The organism is Pantoea sp. alder81 (assembly GCF_020179835.1).
GTDB lineage: Bacteria > Pseudomonadota > Gammaproteobacteria > Enterobacterales > Enterobacteriaceae > Pantoea.
Window position 1 is genome coordinate 345,317 of record NZ_JAIUDA010000002.1, and the last position, 23,460, is coordinate 368,776.

Genomic DNA, 23,460 nt, shown 5'->3' on the forward strand with positions numbered 1-23,460 from the left:
CGGGTAAAGTTCTGTCAGACCTCAGCTTTTCACTTTCTTAACACTACGCAGAGAGACTTCTGACGCGGGCAGCCCGTACACTTCTTCGTACTGCACCAACCCCAAAGGCGCAGTCAACCTAAAAGTAACAAGGATTTTTGCCCGCGCAGCGCGGGCTTTTTTTTGCCTGCCATTTGCCCCACTCTGCCCCTTCTCCCTGTTGTCTATACTGAGTAAGTATCTCATCGCCTCTGGGAGGCCCATTATGACCACCGCAAAAGAGTACAGTGACAACGTACAGCGCGAAGTGAATATCGACGTTGATGCATTGCTGGAAGCGATTCAGAAGAAAACCTCGGGCGAGGTAAAAGAGTTTATGGAAGCGGAACACGCTCATCGGGTAAAAGTGAATGGTGAAGCTTATGACTCTTATACAGAACTGGCTGAGGCATTTGAACTCGATATCCGTGACTTCTCGATCACTGAAGTTAACCGTTGAAATCGATTTCATAAAAAAATACCCGGCGGGATGGCCGGGTTAAATAAATCAGTGAATTCGTTACACCAGGAAATTCTTAACACCTGATTCAGACTACGCTTTAGTCAACACAAGACAAGTCTCAATCTTGTGCGTATAACGAACAAAAATGCATGACCTTCCCCATTTGTTACCGAAAACACCCTGTGCCTGCTGTGTTTCTTATATGCGCAATTTGTGCACGTTCCATTTCGTTACCGACTTGTTTTAAGATTTATCCTGGAATTTGACGTGGCAGGCTCACAAAAAAGTGTGATCGTCATAACGCTATTATACTGATTACTCTCTGCTTTACGGACGCGCCTGGCGTAAGGAGTGTGTAGATGCTCAGACTTAACTCGTCGCTGATGATTGTGACCGATCTCGATGGCTCGCTATTGGATCATCATGATTACAACTGGGATGCCGCCAGTGAATGGCTGGCGCGCCTGAAACAGCAGGCGATTCCTGTGGTGTTTTGTTCCAGTAAAACCGCCGCAGAAATGATCCCCTTACAAAAACGCCTGGGTCTCTCCGGAACCCCTTTTATCGCTGAAAACGGCGCCTTTATCGCTTTCGATGGCGAGCAGATTGCGGCTGAAGAACCGGGCGAAAGCTATCTGGCGCTGTGCCACTCGCTTAAAACTTTGCAATCCACTTTCCGCTTCAGCGGTTTTCACGACTTTAGCGATGCGGAAGTAGCCCGCTTCACCGGCTTAACGTTAGCCGAAGCCAGCCAGAGCCGACTGCGCGATGCTTCAGAAGTCATACTCTGGCGCGATGATAGTGAAAAGCTGGAGGATTTTCGCGCTGCGCTGGCGGAACACAACCTGGCGCTCACTCAGGGCGGACGATTCTGGCATGTGATGCCAGCGGGCTGCGGTAAAGGCATCGCACTGCAACAGTTGCAGCAGCATCTCGAACAGCGCAGCGGGGAGAAGCGCACCACTATCGGCCTCGGCGATGGCCCCAATGATGTGCCGATGCTGGAGCAGGTCGATTATGCCGTCGTCATTAAAGGATTCAGTAAAACTCCGGTGATCCTCTCACGCCACGATCAACAGAATGTTTATCACACTGCGCATGTTGGCCCGCAAGGCTGGCGTGAAGGGCTGGACTATTTTCTCGCGCAACCCGATTAACCGCCTGACCTAAGGATGAGAAAATGAGTGATTTTTACCAAAATGGCGTCATTACTAACTTTCATAATCTCACCCAACGCAGCGTCGAGTCGCTGGAAAAAGAGATGGTGCGTTTCGCGCGTAAACGCAAAATGGGGCTGATCCTGCCTTCCCTGTTCTCCGAACTGGAAGGTCCGGCGTTGGATAACATCGTCAATGAACTGGCCAAAGTGCCTTATCTGGATGAGATCGTCATCGGTCTCGATCGTGCTGACCGCGACCAGTTTCTCTTTGCTCGCGAGTTCTTTTCCCGTCTGCCACAACGCCATCGCATCCTGTGGAATGATGGCCCACGTTTAAAGGCGCTGGATGCTGAACTGGATAAAGAAGGGTTGTCGCCCAGCCAGCCGGGTAAAGGGCGCAACGTGTGGTTCTGTACCGGTTATACGTTAGCCTCGGATCGCACCCAGTGTGTGGCGCTGCATGACTGCGATATCGTCACCTATGATCGCAGCATGCTCGCACGTTTACTGTATCCGCTTGCCAACCCCGCGTTTCAATATGAATTCTGCAAGGGATTTTATGCCCGTGTGGCCGATGGCAAGCTGAATGGCCGCGTCGGTCGTTTGCTGGTGGGCCCGTTACTGCGCTCGCTGCAAAAAGTGTATGGCCACTCTGAATACCTCGATTACCTCACCAGCTTCCGCTATCCGTTGTCTGGCGAATTTGCCATGCGCACCCATGTGCTGAACGGCATTAAAATTCCCGGCGACTGGGGGCTGGAAATTGGCGTGCTGTCGGAGATTTACCGCAATTACACCACGCGACAAACCTGTCAGGTAGAGATTGCCGATAACTACGATCATAAACATCAGCCGCTGGCAGAAGAGGACGGCACTGGCGGCCTGAAGCGCATGAGCAATGATATTGTGCAGTCGCTACTGCGCAAGCTGGCAACCATGGGCGTGCCGCTCACCAGCGACTCGTTCCGCGTGCTGAAAGCCACTTATTATCGCAATGCGCTGGATATGATGGAGATTTACAACCACGAAGCGACAATGAACGGCCTGAAGTTTGATCAGCATATTGAAGAAGCGGCGGTCGAGATGTTCACTCAGGCGATACTCGACGCCGGGCAATCCTTTATTGAGCGCCCCAATGAGAAGCCGTTTATTCCCAGCTGGAGCCGCGTGCAATCGGCTTTCCCGGATATCCTGCAGCGGATTTATCAGGCGGTCGAAGAGGATAACGAAGGCAAGGTTTAATCTTCTGCCACCACGCGGTTGCGACCGCCGGTTTTCGCCAGATACAGGCGGCGATCGGCGGTGGCTTGCAGGCTCTCTGCATGATAATCGCCCTGCTCTTCACTGCCAGTCACGCCGGCCGACAGGGTGATGTTGAACGTCGAATTACAATTCACCAGGATGGTTTTTGCCGCCAGCCGGACACGGATGCGCTCCGCTACCGCCTGGGCATCCGCTAAGGTGGTTTCTGGTAACACAATACAAAATTCTTCACCGCCGATACGCCCCGCCACGTCATACTTGCGCAGTGTCCGACTGATCACCCCCGCTACTCGCATCAATGCCTGATCGCCCGCCGCATGCCCCCAGGTATCGTTCACGTTCTTAAAGTGGTCGACATCCAATTGGATCACCGCAATCGGCTTCTTCTGCTGCTGGCTGTGCGCAGCCAACGCGACAAACTGTTCAAAGAACGCATTGCGATTGAGTAGTCGCGTCATTCCGTCGTAATTGGCGCGCCAGGTGAGCTTGGCGGAAAGATCGGCCATGCGCCGCACTAGACGAATAATAACCTGATGCGCCACCAGTAGCAGCAGCACGAACAGCAACCACATGCTGAGTAAAAACAGCGATACGCTGCCTAACTCCTGTGACATTCCCTGTTTCAGGCTCTGAATGTTAACGATATACGCATCCACATTTTTTAATTTGCTCCAGCTGGCAAACTGGGTGCCTAGGCGCATCACACCAGCGGGCTGCTCTCTGATTTGCGCTTCCAGACGCGCCTGCTGTTCAGACGTTAGCGTCTCATCGTCAGGTGCATGCAAGCGGGTGATTTCATTCAGCGAGCGGTCGACCATCAGCAACTTGCCTTGTAACAAGCTATGGCGTGCTTCGGTCATCAACGTATGTATTCGCGTTTGAGTGAAATCCATCGACAGCACACCGTACCAATAACCATGACTGACGATCGGCGTACTCACCGTCATCATCAACCCTTCCTGAAATTCGCCCTGATAGGCTTCACTCCAGTGCAATCGGCCGCGCTGCGGATTGTCCGGTGCCTGATCGCGAAAATAGGGGCGCTCCGTCATGGTGGTATAGCTTTCTATCAGCTCTTGCGGGCTTTGCGGTGGCCTTGAACTGATAAAAAAACCGGCGCGCGAGATATACCAAAAGCGTGAGTGAAAATCCTGTCCTGGATCGCTGAACTGCATGATGAAGCTGAATTCCATTGCGGCGCGCAATTCCGAATTAATGTGATCGCTTTTACGCTGCAGCAAAGGATCGCGCATCAACCAACTGTCACTCACGCCATTCAGCGGCATACTGCGCAGGCTGGCCAATTTTAATTGCCATGTCGTTTGCTGGCGCAACTGTTGAAACAGGGTAATGGCTTCGCGCGTTTGATTGGAATCCAGCGGATGCATCAACGCATAGTTGAGCATTCTCTCGTAATACGTCAATTCATCGATGCTTTCCTGAAACCGGCTGTCGAGGTTTTTCTGTATTTCCGCGAGCTGCGCGCGCTGACGCTCTTCATAGTTATTCTTCAGTTCAATCGCTTCATGCACGGTAAGAAATGCAGAGAATAAAAAGACCGCCAGAAAGCAGAGGTGCACCGGCAAGAACGGATTACCTGCGCGTTGCGGCAAAAGCGAAGTGGGCATTGGCAACCGTATGCGAAGAGAGGGGGAATGCGAAAAGTGTAGTCAGTTGGAGATAAGTCGTACAGGCAAGGATCAAAGGAAAATCAGATAGGTAATAAGACAACGGGACGGATTAACCGTCCCGCAGGCTGTTAGCTGGCCAGCTGGCGCGCTCCGGATAAATGACTCAGTTCGTCACTGCGGAACGCCTCGCGGCGCACACTATAGCCATCATACCAACGACACTCTACCATTCCGCTGGCATAGCCGGTCACCACCATCGTGGGTCCGCCCTCTTTATGCTGAACTTCGTCACTGATCGCAAAGGTCATACCGCGCCCTCCCTTTTTCCGTTGAATGAACGGATAAAGTTATAGCAGCTGTGCAGCTTTTACGCCTATAGGATAATGCTATTACTGTGACGAAATCGGAATAAGCAGTGTAAAATATTGTTTATAAAAAAAGCCGATAAAAATTATTATCGGCTTTGAAACACTTTCCCGGGTGGGAAATCAGATTTTGCAACCTTCGCAGTCCGCTTCGTCGCTGATATCAGCCGGGACTTCATTGGCTTTTTCAGCCGCTTTCGCTTCAGCCTGTTCCAGCTGCGCATCGATATCAAATTCAAACATATCGTCGTTCATCATCGTTCTCCTGACCCGTGATTGATAAATTCCTGCGCTTTATACCGATTTACCGCGTGCTTTCGCAACCAGATTTACCGCTAACAGCACGATCGACCCAATGATGAAGCCGAGTACCAGATTGGCACCGTTGCTCAGCAAAGCGGAGACCACGCCATGGAAGCCGCTGCTGTATTCCTCGATGGCGTGATGCAACGGCGCGATACCGTGCACAATAATGCCGCCGCCGACCAGGAACATCGCCACCGTGCCTACCACTGTTAACACTTTCATCAGCCAGGGTGCCAGCGCAAGTAACGCCCCGCCAGTCGCTTGTGCCAGGGTGGAAGATTTTTCTCGCAGCCAGTATCCGAGGTCGTCGATTTTCACGATCATCGCCACGATGCCGTAAACACCAATCGTCACCAAAATCGCGATTCCCGCCAAAATCAGTACCTGATTCAACAGGGGGGCTTCAGAAACAATCCCTAAGGTGATCGCCACAATTTCAGCTGAAAGAATAAAGTCCGTGCGCACCGCACCTTTGATTTTATCCTTCTCGAACTGTCGTGGATCCTGCTGCGCCAGCTTGTCGAGACGCTGCTGACGTGCCTCCGGGCTGCTTTCGGCTTTATCGTGATTCAGGCTATGCAGCACCTTTTCCACGCCTTCATAACAAAGGTAAGCGCCGCCCAGCATTAACAGCGGTGTGATCAGCCAGGGCGCAAATGCCGAAATAATCAGCGCCAGCGGCACCAGGATTAATTTATTGAGAAAAGAGCCTTTTGCGACACTCCAGACCACGGGTAATTCACGGTTGGCTTTTACGCCGGTGACCTGCTGCGCATTCAGCGAGAGATCGTCACCCAATACGCCAGCGGTCTTCTTTGCCGCGACTTTGCCCATCACTGAAATATCATCAAGCAGCGTCGCAATATCATCCAGAAGTGTGAGTAAACTAGTTCCTGCCAAAATTGTTATCCTTATTCCGGTTCGTGATCCTGACAACAGGGGCAACGCTCAACAGCCGTCACTGACATATCTGCGATGCCCGCACAGTCCCATTCAACGCGAAGTGTTTGCCCGGCAAGATCGCCGGCGTGCACATATTTGCTCACCGGACTTTCCGTCATCCCGCTGATCTCCTCGGTGGCCACCAACTGTTCGCCCAAATAAATGCGTGCCGTTGCGTGGGTGTTCACCATCCGCTCATCACGGAGTTGATACAGGCGTTTGACCGTCAGTTTGATACTGCTCATGGCTCGATTCCGCGTCCCAGAGAAAGAGATGATCTAAACCGTTATGGCGGCTAAAAGCAACAATCACCAGCTATTCAACGCGATAGTGATGCAAGCCCTGATGATCGATTTCGCCACTGTGCAGGGCGGCCAGCAGCCACTCTTCCAGCCGTTCAATCAGCGCCCCATCTTCGAGACGCAATTTACCGCGTAGCGCGCATTCCCAGACAATCAGCACCTTCCAGCCGCTCTCTTGTAATTGTCCGATGTAACGCCGATCGCGCTCAACGTTGCTGTTAATTTTGCCATTCCAGAACTCAGTGCGCGTGGCAGGCATCTTAAATAAATAGCAGTGATGGCGATGCCAGAAACAACCATGGACAAAGATAATCGCCCGTTCCTGTGGCAAAACAAAGTCTGGCCGTCCCGGCAACGCTTTATCCTGCACACGGTAGTTGAAGCCACGATCTTTCAAAATCAACGCTATACGCTGCTCAATCGCCGTGTCCTGATTGCGAATGGCACGCATATTTTTGCTGCGAATAGCTTGCGAATGGACGTCGACCATGGCGTCTCCTTTTTATTGGGGCTTCTTCAACTTTAGCGGTTTGGCGTAAAAGCGAAAGGCACGCGCAACAAGTGTGTGAAGACGCGAGGAGTGATAGCATAGCGGCTTCACTGTTAAGGAAAAACGCATGCTTGCTATCGATCCCGCCGCGACGGTTTCACCCTCCTCATTTTCTGCCCCTTCGAATGACGCCACATCGCTGTTAATGCAGGTTCTCGATATCTATGCCGCACGCGATGTGGTGCAAACCTTAACCGAAGCGGGTGGATGCGACTGGAGCGTGCCGCGTCTGAATCGTATTCGTCAGGGCAAAAGTGCGGTCCCTGCCCTTTCCAGCGGTGAAGTCAGCAGTCTGCAAGCGTTATTGCCTTCACGCCCTGCGCATTACGCCGCGCCCAAATTTCAATTTGTCGATCTGTTTGCCGGCATCGGCGGGATTCGTCGTGGCTTCGAGCAGATTGGCGGCCAGTGCGTGTTCACCAGTGAATGGAATAAAGAAGCGGTCCGCACTTATAAAGCCAATCACTATAGCGATCCGCAACGACATCAGTTCAACAGCGATATTCGTTTGGTGACGCAGCCCGCAGGACTTACTGACGAACAGGCGATTTATCAGCACATCGACCAGACCATCCCCGATCATCAGGTACTGCTGGCGGGCTTTCCCTGTCAGCCGTTTTCACTGGCCGGGGTCAGCAAAAAAAATGCGTTAGGTCGTGCCCACGGTTTTGAGTGTGAAGCGCAAGGCACCTTGTTCTTTGATGTGGCGCGTATTTTGGCTGCCAAAAAGCCGCCGTTTTTCGTGCTGGAGAACGTGAAAAACCTGAAGAGCCACGACAAAGGACGCACCTTCGCCATCATAATGGCGACGCTGGATGAACTTGGCTACGACGTCGCCGATGCGGCCGACAGCGCGACACCGGATGCGAAAGTGGTAGATGCGCGCCATTTCCTGCCGCAACATCGCGAACGCATTGTGCTGGTTGGTATTCGCCGTGACACAGGATTGAGCGACGGCTTTTCGTTGCGCGCGCTATCACAGCTCTATCCGCAACAAGTGCCATCGCTGCAAAGTTTGCTGGAGCCAACACCCGACGCGAAGTACATCCTGTCACCGACACTGTGGAACTATCTCTATCAGTACGCCAAAAAGCACAAAGCCAAAGGCAATGGCTTCGGCTTTGGCCTCAACGACCCGCGCAATCCCAACGTGTGTGTCCGCACCCTGTCAGCGCGCTATTATAAAGACGGCTCGGAAATTCTGATCGATCGCGGCTGGGATCAGGCGCAAGGTGAAGCGGATTTCCAGCACGCCAGCAATATGGCTCAGCGGCCGCGTCGTTTAACGCCTCGGGAATGCGCCCGACTCATGGGATTTGAGGCGCCGGGTAAAAGCCAGTTCCGTATTCCGGTCTCAGATACACAGGCTTATAAGCAGTTTGGTAATTCCGTGGTGGTACCGGTTTTTGCTGCTGTGGCAAAGCTACTTTCGCCGCTGATTGAACAACACCTTAGCCAAAACGCTTAGCGCCACAGGTCCACAATTTCCTTTATGGACGCGTATTATGCTGTTTTGCGCTGAATCGCGTCTATTGTCACCAAACTGTCACGCCCGCTCCCAATACTCCTTTTTATTTTTGGGGGCGTTAGATGTCACTCCTTTCCGTAATCTCGTTACCGCTGCGTTTACGTACACGTCTTAACTGGCGTATGCCACTTTGGCTTACCAGTCTTCGTAGTCAATTCCTGCTGTTTATTGTGCTGTTTTGCTTATTGCAATTCGCTGGCGTATTGCTACTTAACAATCACGTTAATCAGACGCAAATTTCACTGCAGCAAGCTAACCAACTGCGGGAAAGATTGGCCCTGCTGGATAAAGCACGTATCGAATTGTTAACCTCCAGCGATAATAGTCACCGCGCCGGTATCTATTTAATGCAGGACCAACAAAGCGGTTCGGTCGATAGCTGGAAAAGCCTGGCCGCCGCCTCCGAAGATTCGCTAAAAAAAGCCCAGGCGCTGTTCACCGCTTACCATGCTAAAGCAGACAGCCCATTGGCTCAGGGCTTTGCGATGTTAGCGGAAGGTTTGCAAGAGCAGCTGAAAGGATTATCAGCCAATGACATCAACGCCTTCTTTATGGTGCCGATGCAGGCATTTCAGCAGCAGTTTAACGATGCCTGGTTTAGCGAGATTGAACAAGCCAACCACCAGCTTAGCAGCGTGAATCAAAACACCCTCAGTACGTTGAAGCAAAGTCGCAATATGTCGCTGATCGTGAGCGCCATTCTGATGGCAATGCTGGTTCTCGCCTCCAGCTTGTTGATGCGCGGCGTGCTGTTGCCGCTGCGTCGTGCCAACCAGCAGCTGGAGCAGATTGCCACGGGTGACTTAGTTCCGAGCCATGATACGCCGCGCCGTCAGTGTTTAGAGACGCGCCAGCTGTTTCAGTCGATCGAATCGATGCGCTTTGGCCTGCAACAGATAGTCAGTGACATTAATACCGTTGCTGTCAGCGTGGCGGCGGGTGCAGAAGATATGCAGCAGCATAATGAACAGGTGATGCAACAACACCAGACGCAAAATGCCAGCTTCCATCATCTGTCACAGCGTTTGCACCGTGTTTCTGAGGAAGTCGAAATTGGTGCGCAATTCTCGCAGCAGGCCACGCAGGAAGCTCAGTCAGCCGATGCCCTGATGCGCAATTGCGCCACGGAAGTCGATAACATGGAACTCAAAATGCAGCAGATCGTCAGTGCCTCAGGCGATATCGCCGGGATTGTCGGCATGCTGGATAGCCTGTCGATGCAAACCCGCCTGCTCTCGTTGAATGCCGCCATTGAATCAGCACATGCCGGATCGTACGGCCGCAGTTTCTCGGTAGTCGCGAAAGAGATGGGGCTGCTCTCGCAAAAGAGTGGCGAATCAACACGTCAGATTGATGGTTTGATTCAGCATACCCAGCAGCATGTGAATGATGGTTTTGACAAAGTGAAGGCGTTGGAAGTGCTGTTTACGCAGATCAGCGGCGCGGTATCGGGAGTGGTCACGCAGTTGGATGAGTTGCAGCAAAACACCACAGCACAAAGCCACCGCGTCAGCAAAATTGCTCACGAAGTGGTGGAAATGAGTAATCAGCTACAGCAAAACGAAGCGTTAAACGCCCATCAGGTCAATTCTGCCACGCAATTGCGCGAACTGTCCGATCGGCTTGCGCAGCGGGCACAGCAATTCCGCATCAACGCCGCTTAACTGTCGAAATAAAAAAACCCGTCAATGACGGGTTTTTGAATATCGCTTACTTCTTCTTTTTGCCTTTCTTCAGCAGCGTACGCACTTGCTTCAGTTCAGACGCGGAGAGCTGCTCAGTCACCGCTTCTTCCGTATTCAGACTATCCACCGCCGGTTGCTCAACAGCATGTAAACTGGCCTGCAGGCGGTTAACGATCTCCTGACTCATGGAGATTTGGTTATCGGCGGCTAACTGTTTGATGTGCTCTTTCAGTGCCGGGTCAATTTTAATGGTTAAGTTAACGGTCTCGGTCATCTTCATACTCCCTTTTGATTTACAACAACGTAGCGGAAGAAGATGAAAGTTAACAGACTGTCATAAAAATTTAATATTAAGAGTGTATAGGGCTGAAATCCCTTAATACTGATTCATCAATGCTGGTCAGGTTACCCTGTAATTCCGCGCACAGCTTGCCCATATAGTGCACCAGAAAATCGGCATTATGCTCCGCCAGCAAGCGTCCCGCTTCGGTTTGCATCGTTTCAGGCAGGCGCAAAAGTTTCTTCTGAAAATGATCCAGCGTCCATTTCACATCGTCCAATTCGCGTTCTTTTCCTAATGGATCTTCGCTATCAAACAGCGGGCGGCCCAAAGCCCCGGCAGTGTAGAAAACACGAGCGAGGCCGATAGCACCTAAAGACTCGAGGCGATCGGCATCCTGAACAATTTTTGCTTCCAGCGTCAGCGGCGTGATACGTGCGCTGAAGCTGTGCGCCTGGACTGCATGGGCGACGCCCTCCAGCAGTTCCTGCGGGAAATCGGGGAAGTCTTGCTGCAGAATACGACGTGTTTCTTCAGCGGCATACGTGGAGGCCAGATGGCGCTCTGGGTGGTTTTTGGGCAGGTTGACCACGTCATGGAAGTAACAGGCGGTCAGTACCACCATCGGATCGGCTGCACTGTGCTGCATGATGCGCGTGGCGCTCATCCAGACACGGCGCAGGTGCGCGATATCATGGGCTTTATCATCGTGCAGCCAGTTCTGCTGCAGCCAGTTCTCGTAGCGTTGTTGCCAGCGGGTGAGTGACATCGTGCTTCTCCTTATTGCTGTTATAAAAGCACCGCCAATTCAGGGTGCTGCTCCTGGGGACATCATAGCGGTCTGGTCGTGACACTTTTTTTACATCCTTCCTGGATGTGCAAAGCGTAAAAATGCGATCCCGATCTTGTTATAACGTTGTTAATGCCGCTTTCCTAGCGGAGATCACGTTTTAGGCATTTCCTTAGTGTCATTTAAGTTAAATAACTCTGTTAAACAGGAGTAATCTATTTCATCCATCAACAATATTCACGCTTTTGAATTATTCCAGTTAAACATGCTGAATAACTCAGGGTAAAAGCGATAAACGCCCATGGAGAAATCTGAAAAGTTTCCCATCCAGGCCGTTATAACGTACTGTATAGGGAATATTTCTGGCTCTCTCTCACCTGCAAAGGTACTTACAGCATGGATTTTGCTTAAGAGCCATTTTTAAAACCGGAATACGCAGGAATTGCCTGATAGTAAGGCGACAAATTATTAAGCAAATTGATTCAAACCCATTATGCTAATTCTCTCATCTGCGGTTGCAGGTGATTGTCGGAGTTCTCCGGGTGAGTAAAACTACATGAGGTACGTAATGAAAGAACGGCCGATTCTTTTTTCCGAACAGCGGGTCCGCGCCCTGTTGGTTGGCCAGCAAACGCAAACCCGGCGCATCATGAAAACTCAGGCCTTTGGTCCGGGTCAGGATCATCACGAAGGCGTCCATGCGTTTGACGTTAGCGCCAACCATCTTCATGGCTACAAATTGATGTCGATGGCAGATGTCAGCTCACACTGCCCGTTTGGTCAGGCTGGTGACCGATTGTGGGTGCGTGAAACCTGGCGCGGCCCTATCGTGCCTGAAGAGCAACTCGCCGACTATGAACGCGATCCTTTGCCGTTCCGCAGCCCCGCTTTCTGTCAATACCGTTCTGACAGCAACGAACTGGGTCAGTTGGATGAGGATGTCGAACATGCCGAGCAGTTTGGCTGGCAAACGGCGATTCATATGCCGCGCTGGGCCAGTCGTATCGATTTGGCAATTACCTCGGTGAAGGCTGAAAAGATTCAGGATATCAGTGAAGATGACATTATGGCTGAGGGCGTGCAGACCGATACGCACTTCCTGAATAACTTCTTCACCATGAACATGAATGCTGAATCTCCGAAAGAAGCCTATCGTAAAGCGTGGCAAAAGCAGTATGGCGCCACCAGCTGGGAAGTGAACCCGTGGGTCTGGGTGATCGAATTCCAGCGCGTTGAACGCGAGAGTTAACTGTCTCCAGCCCTCGCCCGCTCGGGTGAGGGTGATTTTCCTGCTTTGCCATCTTAATCACAGAAAAATCCTGTAGTAACTGATTGAATATACGGCTTTGATTCTGCGCTGGCATTTATCTCTTTGCCGCGTCAGGATACCCCTTCCGCCCTGCAGAGTGAGTCGCGCGATGTTTAAATGGCCATGGAATGCGCAGGTAGATGCAACCGTCACAGCGCTTCCCTGGCAACAGGCGCTGGCGCAACCGATCTTTTCGCTGCTGACGCCTGAAGAGCAAAGCGCTCTGATCGTGCTCTCTCAACGTTTTCTGCAACAAAAAAAAATCTCGCTGCTAAACGGATTGCAACTTAGCGAACGGCAGTTGGCTCGCCTTGCCTTACTGTTTTGCCTGCCGGTATTGAAGCTCGGTCTGGAGTGGCTGGATGGCTTTCATGAAGTGTTAATTTATCCCGAACCGTTCAATGTCGATGACCGTTGGGAAGACAGCAGCGGCTTAGTCCACCAGGCTCCAGCGGTGCATGCCGGCCAAAGCTGGACGCAAGGCCCAGTAGTATTAAACGCGTTGGATATTCAGGACTCTTTCGATCTTTCCGGCTACAACCTCGTCATCCATGAAATCGCGCATAAACTGGATGCACGCGGCAGTGGCTACACCAGCGGTATTCCCGCCATTGCCTTACGAGAGGTCGCCCAATGGGAGAAAGACCTGCTCCAGGCGATGGAAGAGATTGAAGCAGAGGTTGAATTGGTCGGTGAACAGGCGGCAACCATCGATCCCTACGCCGCCAGCGACCCCGCCGAATGCTTTGCCGTGTTGTCTGAGTACTTTTTCAGCGCCCCAGATTTGCTGGCGAATCGCTTTCCTGCGATGTATCGCCACTTACAGCAGTTTTATCATCAGGACCCGATGGCGCGTCTTGCAGCAGGTTCTGCTTAAATCGCGATCGCTTTGTACTATTGCTAGCCAGTTGAATACAAATGTATTTTTAGCTGTTGACACATTAATGAGGTGCCATTAATATTCGCCTCGTTCAAACGATTCCTCTGTAGTTCAGTCGGTAGAACGGCGGACTGTTAATCCGTATGTCACTGGTTCGAGTCCAGTCAGAGGAGCCATATTTAGAGAAGCCCGCTCAGGGAAACCTGAGCGGGCTTTTTGCTTTTCATCTCGTTGCAATCCTCTATCCTCTAAAAATCCTGGCAACAATATTACGTATCGAACTTTGAGCGCTAAAGGTTCATTTTTGAACCTTTAGTTAGAGATAAAAGCAGTCTATCCCCATCTTTTCAGTAAAAATGCCAAAAAGGTTCAAAAATGAACCTTTCCATCCTATAATTGGCGATAAATGCAGCTCTTAGAGAGCGTATCTGATGGAAAGTGTCAAAAATGAACCCCGATGAAATTCAATTCTTCATTCAAAATCTTTCTAAAACTGACAAACAACAGATGATGCAGCAGTTAATTGCGGATGCACAAACTCAAGGTGGTTTCATTAAAGACTTAGCTGATAAAGACAAGTCGCTGATGAGCACCTTAACATTCTCATCTCTGCCACAAATGTTGGCGCGTGAGCTGAAGCAGCAAAATATCACTTTTGAAGAGATGTCCATGCAAATTGGCGTGTCACTCTCGACTTTTAAAAGATTGATGGCCAATCCCTCCGCGGCCAAAGCGAGCAATGTTCATGCACTACTGAGAGAATTGGGGCTAAAGGTATGGCTCGAAAAATAGCCGTATGGCTATATAACCAACCAATAGGGACATTAAGTGAAAATGATTCGGGCTTCGTCTTCTGTTATCAGGCGAACTACAGTGGCCGGGCGCTATCGCTTAGTATGCCGGTCAGGCCGGAACCTTATCTCAGTGAACAACTCCACCCTTTTTTCAAAGGGCTGGCTCCAGAAGGATGGTTGCGAAAGCGGTATTCTGAAATTCAAAAAATTGACGATACAGACTTGTTCGGCTTACTAATGGAAAATGGTAGCGACTTGCTGGGTGCCGTCTTGCTGAAAGAGGTCATCGAATGAATCCACAACGTTGCCTGATCAATCTGAGCCAACTGAAAGAGCCTGAGTTGCAAACGGGCTATTCTAAAAAAGGGATTCTACACCTCTTCGGACAAGTCAAAGTGGTGCCACATCTTCCTTTCACGCGTAGCCAGTTTATTCAGGAACTCCCTGAGCGTCAGAGAGGAATGAGTATATCTGGCTATCAGCCTAAGCTATCTCTACGTCAGGAAAGAAATGAGTTGGTGGTAGTGAGTAACCACGGTAACTATATTTTAAAGCCCTCACCTGAGGCGTATCCGCATCTGGCTGAAAATGAGCACGCAACAATGTGCGTAATGCAGCGTCTTAAATTTGACGTGCCGCCCTTTGGACTGATGCCCTTCAGGCAAATCGACGATCAACCCGTTGAGCTGGCATTTGTCATTAAAAGGTATGATCGTTTAGGGCCTGACAACGCGCGACTCCATCAGGAGCAGCTGGATGGCGCAATGGGTTTGAATGATAAGTACGGAAATATTAACAACAAAAAAGCGGTGAGTTATGAAAGGGCCGCTAAATTTTTACATGATTCAGTGAGCAGCAGCCTGAAGAGCCAGCGTGATGTGTTTTTGCGAATTGTTTACGCTTATGTGCTGGGCAATAATGATTTCCATCTGCGAAATATTGGGATAATTCTCCCAGAGCAGGGGTCATCATACCTTGCTCCAGTTTATGATTTTATCAGTATTGTCCCTTATGCATCTGCTTTCAGGGAATATCTTGCCCTTCCACTGTTAGAACTTGAAGAGAATGATGGGGAAAACGCACCTGGCATTGATTCCGCATATGGGGAATACCTGGGTGCAGACTTCATTCTCCTGGCGCAAGGCATGGGCATCAACCCAGCACTGGCCAGGAAATGGCTTTCAGATGTCGTTAAGCTTCACCCTTTAATCGTAGAAACTTATACAGAAAGCCACATGCCAGTCGATCATAGAGAAAACGTGTTGGCATACGTTGCGCGCCGGATGACATTATTGGCCGTGCACAGCTATTAAAGCCTGAGATTTAGACAAGCCCGTTCGGGAAGACCCGAGCGGGCTTTTTTGCATCTACCGCAAAAGCGAGATCTCCATCATATTGCCAACGCGATCATAAGAACATTTATTGTTCATATGTTCATTGAGACCTATTCTTTTGTTATTGCCCGCTTACCTTTAAAAGCGGCCCATTCGAACAGGAGGCTGGTAATATTATGGCGACGACTCTTTATCCTTCGGCACACCTTGCTGAACTCTTTTTCCCCATCACAAATGACGAAGAAGCACTATTGCAAGTCATCAGGAAAATCGCCCAAAGCGGCTATTATCAAGGCTTCGAGACCGGGATTTTTCACCAATCCGCTATAGCCGGCAAGATTCATGACATCGCTCAACAGCATGCTCTTCGTGTCACTCAATGGCTTACCTTCGAGCTGTTGAAAGACAATCTGAATCTAAGCAGTCTTGATCAGTCATTACGTGAGAAATCGATACGGCGTGCCTGTGAACTTGTCCATTTGGCCGCAGAGTGCGGTACGACAAAACTGTCATTAGTTAGCGGCAGCGATCCTGGCGATGCTCATCGAGCTGATGCCATGAAAGGATTCAGTGAAGCGGTAGTGCGTATTGGTGAAGAGATGAACCAATACGATGGGATGTTGTTGCAGATTGAGCCTCTTGACCGCTATGCACACAAATGCCAATTAATTGGCCCAACGGATGAAACAGTCGCGTGGATGAAGAGGCTACGCTCTGACTGTCCTAAACTTTATCTCGCCTGGGACAGCGCTCACGTAGCATTAAATCAGGAGGATCTGGTGGAATCACTCACTCTTGCCGCCCCCCTTATCTCGCAGTTGCATCTCGCAAATGCCATCCTCGATCCCCTGGCCACTGGCTTTGGAGACTATCACATGAAGTTTGGCGAGCCCGGTTTTCTTACCCGCGATGTCGCCGCGCAAATTATTGATACCGCTCGTCATCTGCCCCTTCCCGCTGAAGTTGGGGCAATATCCATCGCTGTGGAAATGCGTACCACTGATCAGGACGACCTATGGGACAATGAGTTGCAGTGTCGAACGTTTTTGCAAAGCGCATGGCAAGCCTAAAATAGCCGGGGGCGCATGGCCCCCGGCTTTATACCACCGGCGTAAGCAGAGGGTGTCCCGCCTGATAAGCCGAGATGTTGTCCATTACCAATTTAGCCATGGCCGCGCGTGTTGAAGACGTTGCACTGCCAATGTGTGGGGTCAGCACCACATTATCCCGATTGAAAAGCGAATTGGGTACCAACGGTTCATTCGCAAAAACATCTAATCCTGCCCCCGCAATTTGCTCCGTTATGATGGCCTGAATCAATGCATCCTCATCAACCACACTCCCCCGCGCGACGTTAATTAAAATACCTTTAGGGCCAAGCGCATTCAGCACATCCTGATTGATCAAATGCCGCGATGTTTCTCCGCCGCTGGCACACACAATCAGGAAATCGCTGTTTTGAGCTAACGACATCAGCGAAGGATAATAAGTAACGCTCTGGCTTTGTGGGTCAGAACGATTGTAACACCCCACTTGCATTGAGAATCCTTCAGCACGCTGTGCTACCGCTCGCCCGATACGACCAAAACCCACAATACCCAGCCGCTTGCCAGTGACCTTAATCGCAGGAGGAAAAGCGCCTCCCTGCCAGTCACCACGCTCAATAAACCGTTGTGCGCCATTAATACGGCGTGCAACGCTTAACATTAACGCGATGGCTAAGTCAGCCACGTCTTCGGTTAATATATCCGGCGTGTTTGTCACCGAAATATCACGTTGCCGGGCGGCGTGGATATCCACGCCGTCGTAACCCACACCAAATACAGTGATCAGGCGTAAATTTGGCAATCTATTGATTAACGCAGCTTCAACTATTGACTCACCGCTGGCCAATATAATCTCAACTTCTTTTTCACGCTCTGATGTAAAATCGTTAAGATCAATAATGTCATTACCTAAAGACAAGGTATCAACCAGCGACTGTGGAACTTTAGACGCTCTCAGTATGACGGACATATTCCCTCCTGAATTCAACTCAATGCTGAAATATCCTATTTTTGCAATGAAAGCTGCCCAGCCTTGACCGGAGTTTTGTTAAAGTTAATACACAAAGTCCCCAGGGTGTAACACCCTGCACAGATAGCAAAATAAACCAGCACACTTTCGTAACTACCCGTCAGTTGCAGAATGACACCCACTAAAATCGGCACCAGAATACCTGCACAACTGTTAGCCATATTCATAAAGCCGCCCACCATACCCACACGGTCTTTGGGCGCCAAAATAGCCGGGAAACTCCAGTACAGACTGCCAAACATCATAAAGAAGGCGGCCACCGATAGCAGACCCACCGCGAGATTTGGGTTTTTCACTGTGGCGAGTGCATATAGCACTCCTAGCCCTACCAGACCTGATAATGACAGTAATCCTTTTAAGGCAACGTTATGACTCACACCGCGTTTCACCAGGAAATCGGCAAAAAAGCCACTGAATAGGCAACCTGCCGTTCCCATAATAAAAATTAAAAAGGTCGAGTTACCAATTGCAGCAAGTTGCAGTCCCTGGGCCTGCGCCAGATAACTCGGCCCCCACGTCAATAATCCCCAGTACACCATGCCCCACGAGGCGCGTCCCAGCATGATGGCAATCATGGTAAACCAACTGATACCAAGCCCTTTTGTTGGCACAATGTCTGTATCCACGGCGGAACTGTTAACATTTCCAGCGGCAATATAATCCACTTCCTGCTGGCTAACTTTAGGATGCTCTGCAGGCCGGTCACGTAGCATACGCCAGGCAAAGAAGCCTAATAACATCGTGAACAGACCTACAATGACAAAGGTTACGCGCCAGGAATCCAGAACCACGATCAGATGCGCGACAAGAATTCCGCCGATTGCCACGCCAAGCGGACTTCCCGAATCCATAATAACCGCACCACGCCCTCGTTCTGATGAGGTCAACCAGGTTGAACTCAACTTTGCACCGCTAGGTGATACGGGAGCTTCCATCGCACCCAGACCAATACGCGCCAAAATCAGGCTAAGGCCACCGCTCGCCAGGCCAATAATGGCCTGGAAAAATCCCCAGCCAAATAAAGCTCCGGTGATCACTTTTCGCGGCCCGAAACGGTCTAATAACCACCCTCCCGGTATCTGTAATAGTGCGTAGGACCAGAAAAAACTACTGAGAATTAACCCTTGCATGGTAGGTGAAAGATTGAATTCATCTTTGATATAAGGCATACCAATAGACAAGGTAATACGGTCCATGAGATTGACGGCTAATAAAAAGAACATCGTGGCAAATATTGCCCAGCGAAACTGTGTTGGTTTGCCTGATTTTGGTGCTGTATTCAAGGTAGAATTAGACATGATTAACCTTCAGCTTAAAATCGTTAAACAACGGGATTAATGGTTGAAGCTCAAATCCTTCGAAAATATTCTGCAGAAACGTTCAGTAACCCTTCGGTCATTTGACCAAGGGTGACTTGAACAATATCACTCAGAAAGACGAGACTAACCGAATTGCTTTTCCAGATACTCCCGTGACTGAATTAATACCTCCAGACTTCGGGAAACATCCACCGGCACGGCATCTCGTATCGGATAACTATCGCGTTGGCGATGCATGCGTAATGGAATTTCAAGACTACAAGGAATCTTGCGTGCTTCCAGGGCTTTGAGCATTGGCGCGTAATTTAATTGGCCATTGCCCATTGGGGTAAAATAGACCTCGCCGTCTTTAACCTGTAAATCTTTTAAATGGCAATGCTGTGCGCGAGGAAGCATCTTAATGGCTTCGTCAATAGCATCGCTATCCGGGCAGAGCGAGACAATATTTCCGGCGTCAACATTGATAGAGATTGCTGGGTGATCAATCGCATCCAATAATGCGAAGCCATCATCAACTAAACGAAATACGTCATAGTTGGGGTCACCCCCATTTTCCAGGCATATTACACAGCCATTATCGCTGGCAATGGGCGCGAGTTTATTTAGATTTGTGATGATTTGCTGGCGATCCGCCATGCGTCCAACACAAATATTGATCCATGTGGCACCAATCAAATGGGCAAATCGAATTCGACGGGTAAATTGTTCAACCGCATCGGATGCGCCCATGTTCATGGTCGCGCCAAAAGAGCGCGTGCTCAACTGATGTTTTTCCAGCAATGTATTGATATGTTTCGCATTTTCATCACTAAACAGCTCGGGAGGCATGTCCCCTACATAACCCTGGTTGTAAGCAAGTTCGATATACTTAAATCCCGCTTTTTTGATCGTGCGGAAAGCACTATCCGTATCCACGCCGTCAAACATTGCCGTGTTAACACCGATCTCAAGCATGCTCATACTCACTCTCCCTTAGATGAACTAAAGTTCAGTTAATGACCGTATGAACACTTTTAGCAAATAAAATGATGACTAAACGGCGACGCGATCACGAAAGGACACTTTAGTCAGCGATTTAAGAGGTACATCACAATTTCGTTGGATAAAAAATACATGAACCAAACATGGTGGGCTCAGTAGGTGGGAGTTTTGGCGAGGAGAAGAACCGCGCATCGCGCGGTGAGAAAGCGTTAAACTTCTGTCCAACCGCGCAGCAGGTTGTGATACATGTTCAGCAGGGACAGCAGTTCCTCGCTATCGCCATGACGCGCTTTAAGGCTTTGGATATTACGATCCAGTTCGAACAGCATGGCGCGTTGTTTATCATCACGCACCATCGACTGAATCCACAGAAACGAAGCGACGCGCGCACCACGCGTAACAGGTGTAACGCAATGCAGGCTACTTGAAGGATAAAGCACCAGATGGCCGGCAGGTAATTTCACCTTGTGCTGACCATAAGTGTCTTCAATGACCAGTTCACCGCCGTCATAACTGTCGGGTTCACTGACAAAGAGTGTGGCCGAAAGATCGGTTCGCATCCACCCTGCCGCGCCGTTATGCCTCACCGCGCCATCAACGTGAAAACCGTAGGTTTCACCCTGTTCATAGCGGTTAAACAGCGGTGTAGAAATAGAACGCGGTAGCGCAGCAGAAAAGAACAGCGGGTTATTGTTCAAAGCCTGCATCACTGCGGCTTGCAACCGATCGTAAAGCGGCGTGCGCGTATCGATCTGCTGATTATTTTTAACCGTTGCGCCCTGGCTACCCACCGTGGCGCGTCCGTCAATCCAGTCGGCCTGTTGCAGCAGCGAACTGAAATTCGCCACTTCTTCTGGTGTCAGCACTGCAGGAATGTGATACATCATCGCGGTGTTCTCTCATAAATAGGGGCGCGAACGCCCCACGTTGAATCTTAGAAATGGACGTTTGCCGTCAACAGGAAAGTCCGCGGCTCACCTGGATGGTAGCGGTAACCACTCTTATTGATGGAAGCAACATAGTTGGTATCGAAAATGTTGTATACGTTCAGCTGCAGATCGAGGTTGTTGTTGACCTTGTAGCCCATTTTCGCATCCGCCACCCAATAGCCTTCAGTATGGTCTGGTGTCCCCACTGCACCATCGCTGCCGCGGCGCAGGCTGCCCACGTAACGCGCACCCGCACCAACGGAAATCGCATCAGTGGCCTGATACTGCGTCCACAAGGTGAAGGCGTGTTTTGGTGTGTAAGCGATAGCAGATGAGCCATCCTGAGCGACCGCAGCCCCCTCTTTCACCGAAGCGTGCTGCTGGGTGTAGCCGGCAATCACTTCCCAATCTGGCGTGATGTTGCCGGTGGCTGAGAGCTCATAGCCCTCAACGCGTTTTTTACCGGTTTGCGAGTAAGTGCCGTCGTCGTTAGCGTCCACTTCATTCTCGATATCGGTGCGGAACAGCGCAGCATTCAGCAGCAGACGTTTATCCAGAATCTGCCATTTGGTCCCCACTTCGCTTGATTTAGCTTTCTGAGGCTGGAAATCAGTACGGTTTGCACTGTTACCGGTGCCACCCGCCGCCAGCGCAAAGCTGCTACCGCCCGGAGGCTGCTGAGAAATAGCATAGTTGACATAAACATTGCCTTGCTCGGTCAAACGATACAGCGCACCGGCTTTCCAGTTCACCAGGTTGCCAGATTTGGCCGTATCAACCGTGGTAATTGGCGTGTCGGGTGCGGTGCCCGTCGGACACGCCAGTGCCCCGCGCCCGGTGCCGCCACAAGCGGTGGCACTGTCATAATCGGTGTGATAGCTATCAAGACGAATGCCGCCGTTCAGCTCGAAGTTTTTGGTAATAGCCAACGTATCGAAGGCATAAATACCGGTGGTATCGGTCTGCCCATTGGCATTGGCGCCGTTGCGATCCAGCCCACCCACGGAAATGCTGCTGATCGGATGGTAGATATTAACCGCAGGTGCAGTGATGGCATTGACGCCGTAGTTGGTCTGGTTTTCACGTGTGAATTCCACGCCAGCACTAACATCGTGACCCACTGAACCGGTATAGAATTTCGAGGTGATATTGGTCTGGTTGGTGAGGATACGATTGCTGACATCCTTCAGGTTAGCGTTGCGCGTCCAGGTCCAGGTGCCAACGTCATTCGGATTTGGCGTGGTGATAGTGCTGCCCATCACCGCAGTCAGCAGATACTCCTGCTTCACTCGCGACCAGCGCGTGGTGTTGCGAATCGTGGTGCTGTCGCTGAGATCGTGCTCGAAGCGAATGGTGCCGCTATCAGTGGTGGATTTATCGAAATCGGAATCGGTGCCGTAATAGTTACTGGTCGCCACTTTGCCAGAATGATTAAGTGCAGAGGTAGCTGCAGTCGGCGAAGAGTATCCCGGCAGACCAATGGTCGGGATGCCACCATCTGGCGTATTGTTCTGATGCACATGCAGATAGTTCAGATATAAACGCGTTGAGGTATCCAGGCCGAATGCCAGTGAAGGCGCCACGCCATAGCGCTCATTTTGCACGTTATCACGTGCGGCATCGTGGGTCTTCTCGCCCATAAGATTGAGGCGGAACGCGCTGTTATCGTTGATGGCCTGGTTATAGTCCAGCGTACCGCGACGCATCCACGCGCTGCCCACACTCACCGATCCATCCAGGCCCGTGTCCAGACGCGGCTGCTTACTGATCATGTTGATGGAACCCGACGGCGCGCTGCGACCGTAATCGGTGCCCGACGGACCTTTAATCACTTCAATTTGCTGAGTATTGAAGGTATCGCGTGTCACGCTGCCAATATCGCGAATGCCGTCCACATAGATGCTGTTCGAGGTATCCATGCCGCGCATATATACGGCATCACCGGTCGAAGAACTGCCATTTTCCCCGGCATAAAATGCCCCCACGCCCGGCACATTTTTCAGCGCATCGGTCAGGTTATTAACGCCTTGATCTTTCATCACCTGATCCGGAATCACCGTCATGGTGCGGGTGGTATCCACCAGCGGACGGGTAAATTTGGGGTCGGCAGAAGCATTAGGCGCATACAGTGAAGGCGTTTGCGCCGTCACCACTAAAGTATCGTCAGATTTTTTATTGGTATTGTCGGCGGCCAGAGCAGCTGCAGGGGAAATACCAATGCAAAGCCCGGTGAACAGGGTCAGCGAATTGAAGCTGCCAAACGGCAAATTGCGATTGTTATCCATTTTAAGAGAGTAAGTTTCTTATCGTTATTGAAGGATTCATTGCATCCGGCAAATCACCGCAATTAACTTGCCATGAAATCCACTGCCTCAGAATGCAACACCCAAATGATAACGCCAATGGTTATCATTTACCTTTTTATTCTTGCATGAGCGAAGCGGCTTGGGAATACATTTCTTTACGGAGGTCTTACATAATTAATACAATCAGAGCCAACAGGAAGGTTATGTCAGGGTTTACTTATAAAGTGGTCAGAAAGGGTCAAAATTCAGG

At 50.5% G+C, this 23,460-nt stretch carries 24 protein-coding genes and 1 tRNA gene; 12 read left to right on the forward strand and 13 right to left on the reverse strand.

Translation table 11 applies throughout. The annotated features are described in order from the left end of the window. Positions 1–244: 244 nt before the first annotated feature. The 3 genes from yodD to LBW88_RS06585 all read left to right on the forward strand — a co-directional run bounded on the left by yodD (position 245) and on the right by LBW88_RS06585 (position 2,882). The gene (gene yodD / locus LBW88_RS06575; RefSeq protein WP_200569665.1) at positions 245–478 is read left to right on the forward strand and encodes a YodD family peroxide/acid resistance protein; all 234 of its coding nucleotides are present in this window, start codon (positions 245–247) and stop codon (positions 476–478) included. Positions 479–840: 362 nt separating this feature from the next. Continuing rightward, positions 841–1,638, forward strand: coding sequence for a mannosyl-3-phosphoglycerate phosphatase-related protein (locus LBW88_RS06580; protein WP_224931545.1), 798 nt, complete (start codon positions 841–843; stop codon positions 1,636–1,638). A gap of 23 nt (positions 1,639–1,661) precedes the next feature. Beyond that, on the forward strand, positions 1,662–2,882 hold the full coding sequence (locus LBW88_RS06585; protein WP_224931543.1) for a glycosyl transferase: 1,221 nt from the start codon (positions 1,662–1,664) through the stop codon (positions 2,880–2,882). Here the strand turns inward: LBW88_RS06585 and dgcQ are convergent. From dgcQ to LBW88_RS06610, 6 genes are all read right to left on the reverse strand, one after another. Next, complete coding sequence (gene dgcQ / locus LBW88_RS06590; RefSeq protein ID WP_224931541.1) at positions 2,879–4,531, reverse strand: cellulose biosynthesis regulator diguanylate cyclase DgcQ; 1,653 nt, start codon at positions 4,529–4,531, stop codon at positions 2,879–2,881. The genes LBW88_RS06585 and dgcQ overlap by 4 nt on opposite strands. 131 nt (positions 4,532–4,662) lie before the next feature. Further along, entirely contained in the window at positions 4,663–4,842 is a 180-nt protein-coding gene (locus LBW88_RS06595) for a YodC family protein (RefSeq protein WP_034824498.1), read from the reverse strand. A gap of 180 nt (positions 4,843–5,022) precedes the next feature. Further along, a complete protein-coding gene (locus LBW88_RS26485) occupies positions 5,023–5,157 on the reverse strand; it encodes a hypothetical protein (protein WP_255253243.1) in 135 nt (44 codons plus the stop codon). Positions 5,158–5,193: 36 nt separating this feature from the next. Next, complete coding sequence (locus LBW88_RS06600; RefSeq protein WP_224931539.1) at positions 5,194–6,105, reverse strand: DUF808 domain-containing protein; 912 nt, start codon at positions 6,103–6,105, stop codon at positions 5,194–5,196. A gap of 11 nt (positions 6,106–6,116) precedes the next feature. Beyond that, a complete protein-coding gene (locus tag LBW88_RS06605; RefSeq protein WP_034824504.1) occupies positions 6,117–6,392 on the reverse strand; it encodes a hypothetical protein in 276 nt (91 codons plus the stop codon). Positions 6,393–6,462: 70 nt separating this feature from the next. Next, the gene (locus LBW88_RS06610; protein WP_224931537.1) at positions 6,463–6,939 is read right to left on the reverse strand and encodes a very short patch repair endonuclease; all 477 of its coding nucleotides are present in this window, start codon (positions 6,937–6,939) and stop codon (positions 6,463–6,465) included. Positions 6,940–7,066: 127 nt separating this feature from the next. Between LBW88_RS06610 and dcm the strand changes: the two genes are divergently transcribed. Both dcm and LBW88_RS06620 read left to right on the forward strand, forming a co-directional pair. Next, on the forward strand, positions 7,067–8,467 hold the full coding sequence (gene dcm / locus LBW88_RS06615) for a DNA (cytosine-5-)-methyltransferase (RefSeq protein WP_224931535.1): 1,401 nt from the start codon (positions 7,067–7,069) through the stop codon (positions 8,465–8,467). 122 nt (positions 8,468–8,589) lie between these two features. After that, complete coding sequence (locus LBW88_RS06620; RefSeq protein ID WP_224931533.1) at positions 8,590–10,191, forward strand: methyl-accepting chemotaxis protein; 1,602 nt, start codon at positions 8,590–8,592, stop codon at positions 10,189–10,191. 46 nt (positions 10,192–10,237) lie between these two features. Here LBW88_RS06620 and LBW88_RS06625 read toward each other — a convergent pair whose 3' ends face one another. Both LBW88_RS06625 and LBW88_RS06630 read right to left on the reverse strand, forming a co-directional pair. Continuing rightward, on the reverse strand, positions 10,238–10,486 hold the full coding sequence (locus LBW88_RS06625; protein WP_200569651.1) for a hypothetical protein: 249 nt from the start codon (positions 10,484–10,486) through the stop codon (positions 10,238–10,240). A gap of 76 nt (positions 10,487–10,562) precedes the next feature. Continuing rightward, a complete protein-coding gene (locus LBW88_RS06630) occupies positions 10,563–11,261 on the reverse strand; it encodes a phosphohydrolase (RefSeq protein WP_224931531.1) in 699 nt (232 codons plus the stop codon). A gap of 589 nt (positions 11,262–11,850) precedes the next feature. On the opposite strand from LBW88_RS06630, the gene LBW88_RS06635 reads away from it, so the two are divergent. The 7 genes from LBW88_RS06635 to LBW88_RS06665 all read left to right on the forward strand — a co-directional run bounded on the left by LBW88_RS06635 (position 11,851) and on the right by LBW88_RS06665 (position 16,669). Further along, complete coding sequence (locus tag LBW88_RS06635; protein ID WP_224931529.1) at positions 11,851–12,531, forward strand: hypothetical protein; 681 nt, start codon at positions 11,851–11,853, stop codon at positions 12,529–12,531. A gap of 169 nt (positions 12,532–12,700) precedes the next feature. Beyond that, positions 12,701–13,468 (forward strand): DgsA anti-repressor MtfA, encoded by a 768-nt coding sequence (mtfA, locus tag LBW88_RS06640; RefSeq protein WP_224931528.1) that lies wholly within the window; start codon positions 12,701–12,703, stop codon positions 13,466–13,468. A 103-nt stretch (positions 13,469–13,571) separates the two neighbouring features. Next, positions 13,572–13,647 (forward strand) — tRNA-Asn (locus LBW88_RS06645). 271 nt (positions 13,648–13,918) lie between these two features. Further along, positions 13,919–14,263, forward strand: coding sequence for an XRE family transcriptional regulator (locus tag LBW88_RS06650; protein ID WP_224931526.1), 345 nt, complete (start codon positions 13,919–13,921; stop codon positions 14,261–14,263). Beyond that, positions 14,248–14,559 (forward strand): HipA N-terminal domain-containing protein, encoded by a 312-nt coding sequence (locus tag LBW88_RS06655; protein ID WP_200569643.1) that lies wholly within the window; start codon positions 14,248–14,250, stop codon positions 14,557–14,559. Before LBW88_RS06650 ends, LBW88_RS06655 begins: the two co-directional genes overlap by 16 nt. Beyond that, positions 14,556–15,578 (forward strand): type II toxin-antitoxin system HipA family toxin, encoded by a 1,023-nt coding sequence (locus tag LBW88_RS06660; protein ID WP_224931523.1) that lies wholly within the window; start codon positions 14,556–14,558, stop codon positions 15,576–15,578. The genes LBW88_RS06655 and LBW88_RS06660 overlap by 4 nt, the downstream gene beginning before the upstream one ends. 197 nt (positions 15,579–15,775) lie before the next feature. Continuing rightward, entirely contained in the window at positions 15,776–16,669 is an 894-nt protein-coding gene (locus tag LBW88_RS06665; protein ID WP_224931521.1) for a sugar phosphate isomerase/epimerase family protein, read from the forward strand. A gap of 28 nt (positions 16,670–16,697) precedes the next feature. Here LBW88_RS06665 and LBW88_RS06670 read toward each other — a convergent pair whose 3' ends face one another. From LBW88_RS06670 to LBW88_RS06690, 5 genes are all read right to left on the reverse strand, one after another. Then, a complete protein-coding gene (locus tag LBW88_RS06670; RefSeq protein ID WP_224931520.1) occupies positions 16,698–17,615 on the reverse strand; it encodes a 2-hydroxyacid dehydrogenase in 918 nt (305 codons plus the stop codon). A gap of 35 nt (positions 17,616–17,650) precedes the next feature. Beyond that, on the reverse strand, positions 17,651–18,973 hold the full coding sequence (locus LBW88_RS06675) for an MFS transporter (RefSeq protein ID WP_224931519.1): 1,323 nt from the start codon (positions 18,971–18,973) through the stop codon (positions 17,651–17,653). A gap of 144 nt (positions 18,974–19,117) precedes the next feature. Next, entirely contained in the window at positions 19,118–19,954 is an 837-nt protein-coding gene (locus tag LBW88_RS06680) for a sugar phosphate isomerase/epimerase family protein (protein ID WP_224931517.1), read from the reverse strand. A 230-nt stretch (positions 19,955–20,184) separates the two neighbouring features. Continuing rightward, positions 20,185–20,862 carry a PKHD-type hydroxylase YbiX gene (gene ybiX, locus LBW88_RS06685; RefSeq protein ID WP_224931515.1) on the reverse strand — a complete coding sequence of 226 codons (678 nt, stop codon included), beginning with the start codon at positions 20,860–20,862 and terminating at the stop codon, positions 20,185–20,187. Positions 20,863–20,909: 47 nt separating this feature from the next. Then, complete coding sequence (locus LBW88_RS06690) at positions 20,910–23,189, reverse strand: catecholate siderophore receptor Fiu (protein WP_224931513.1); 2,280 nt, start codon at positions 23,187–23,189, stop codon at positions 20,910–20,912. Positions 23,190–23,460: the final 271 nt, after the last annotated feature.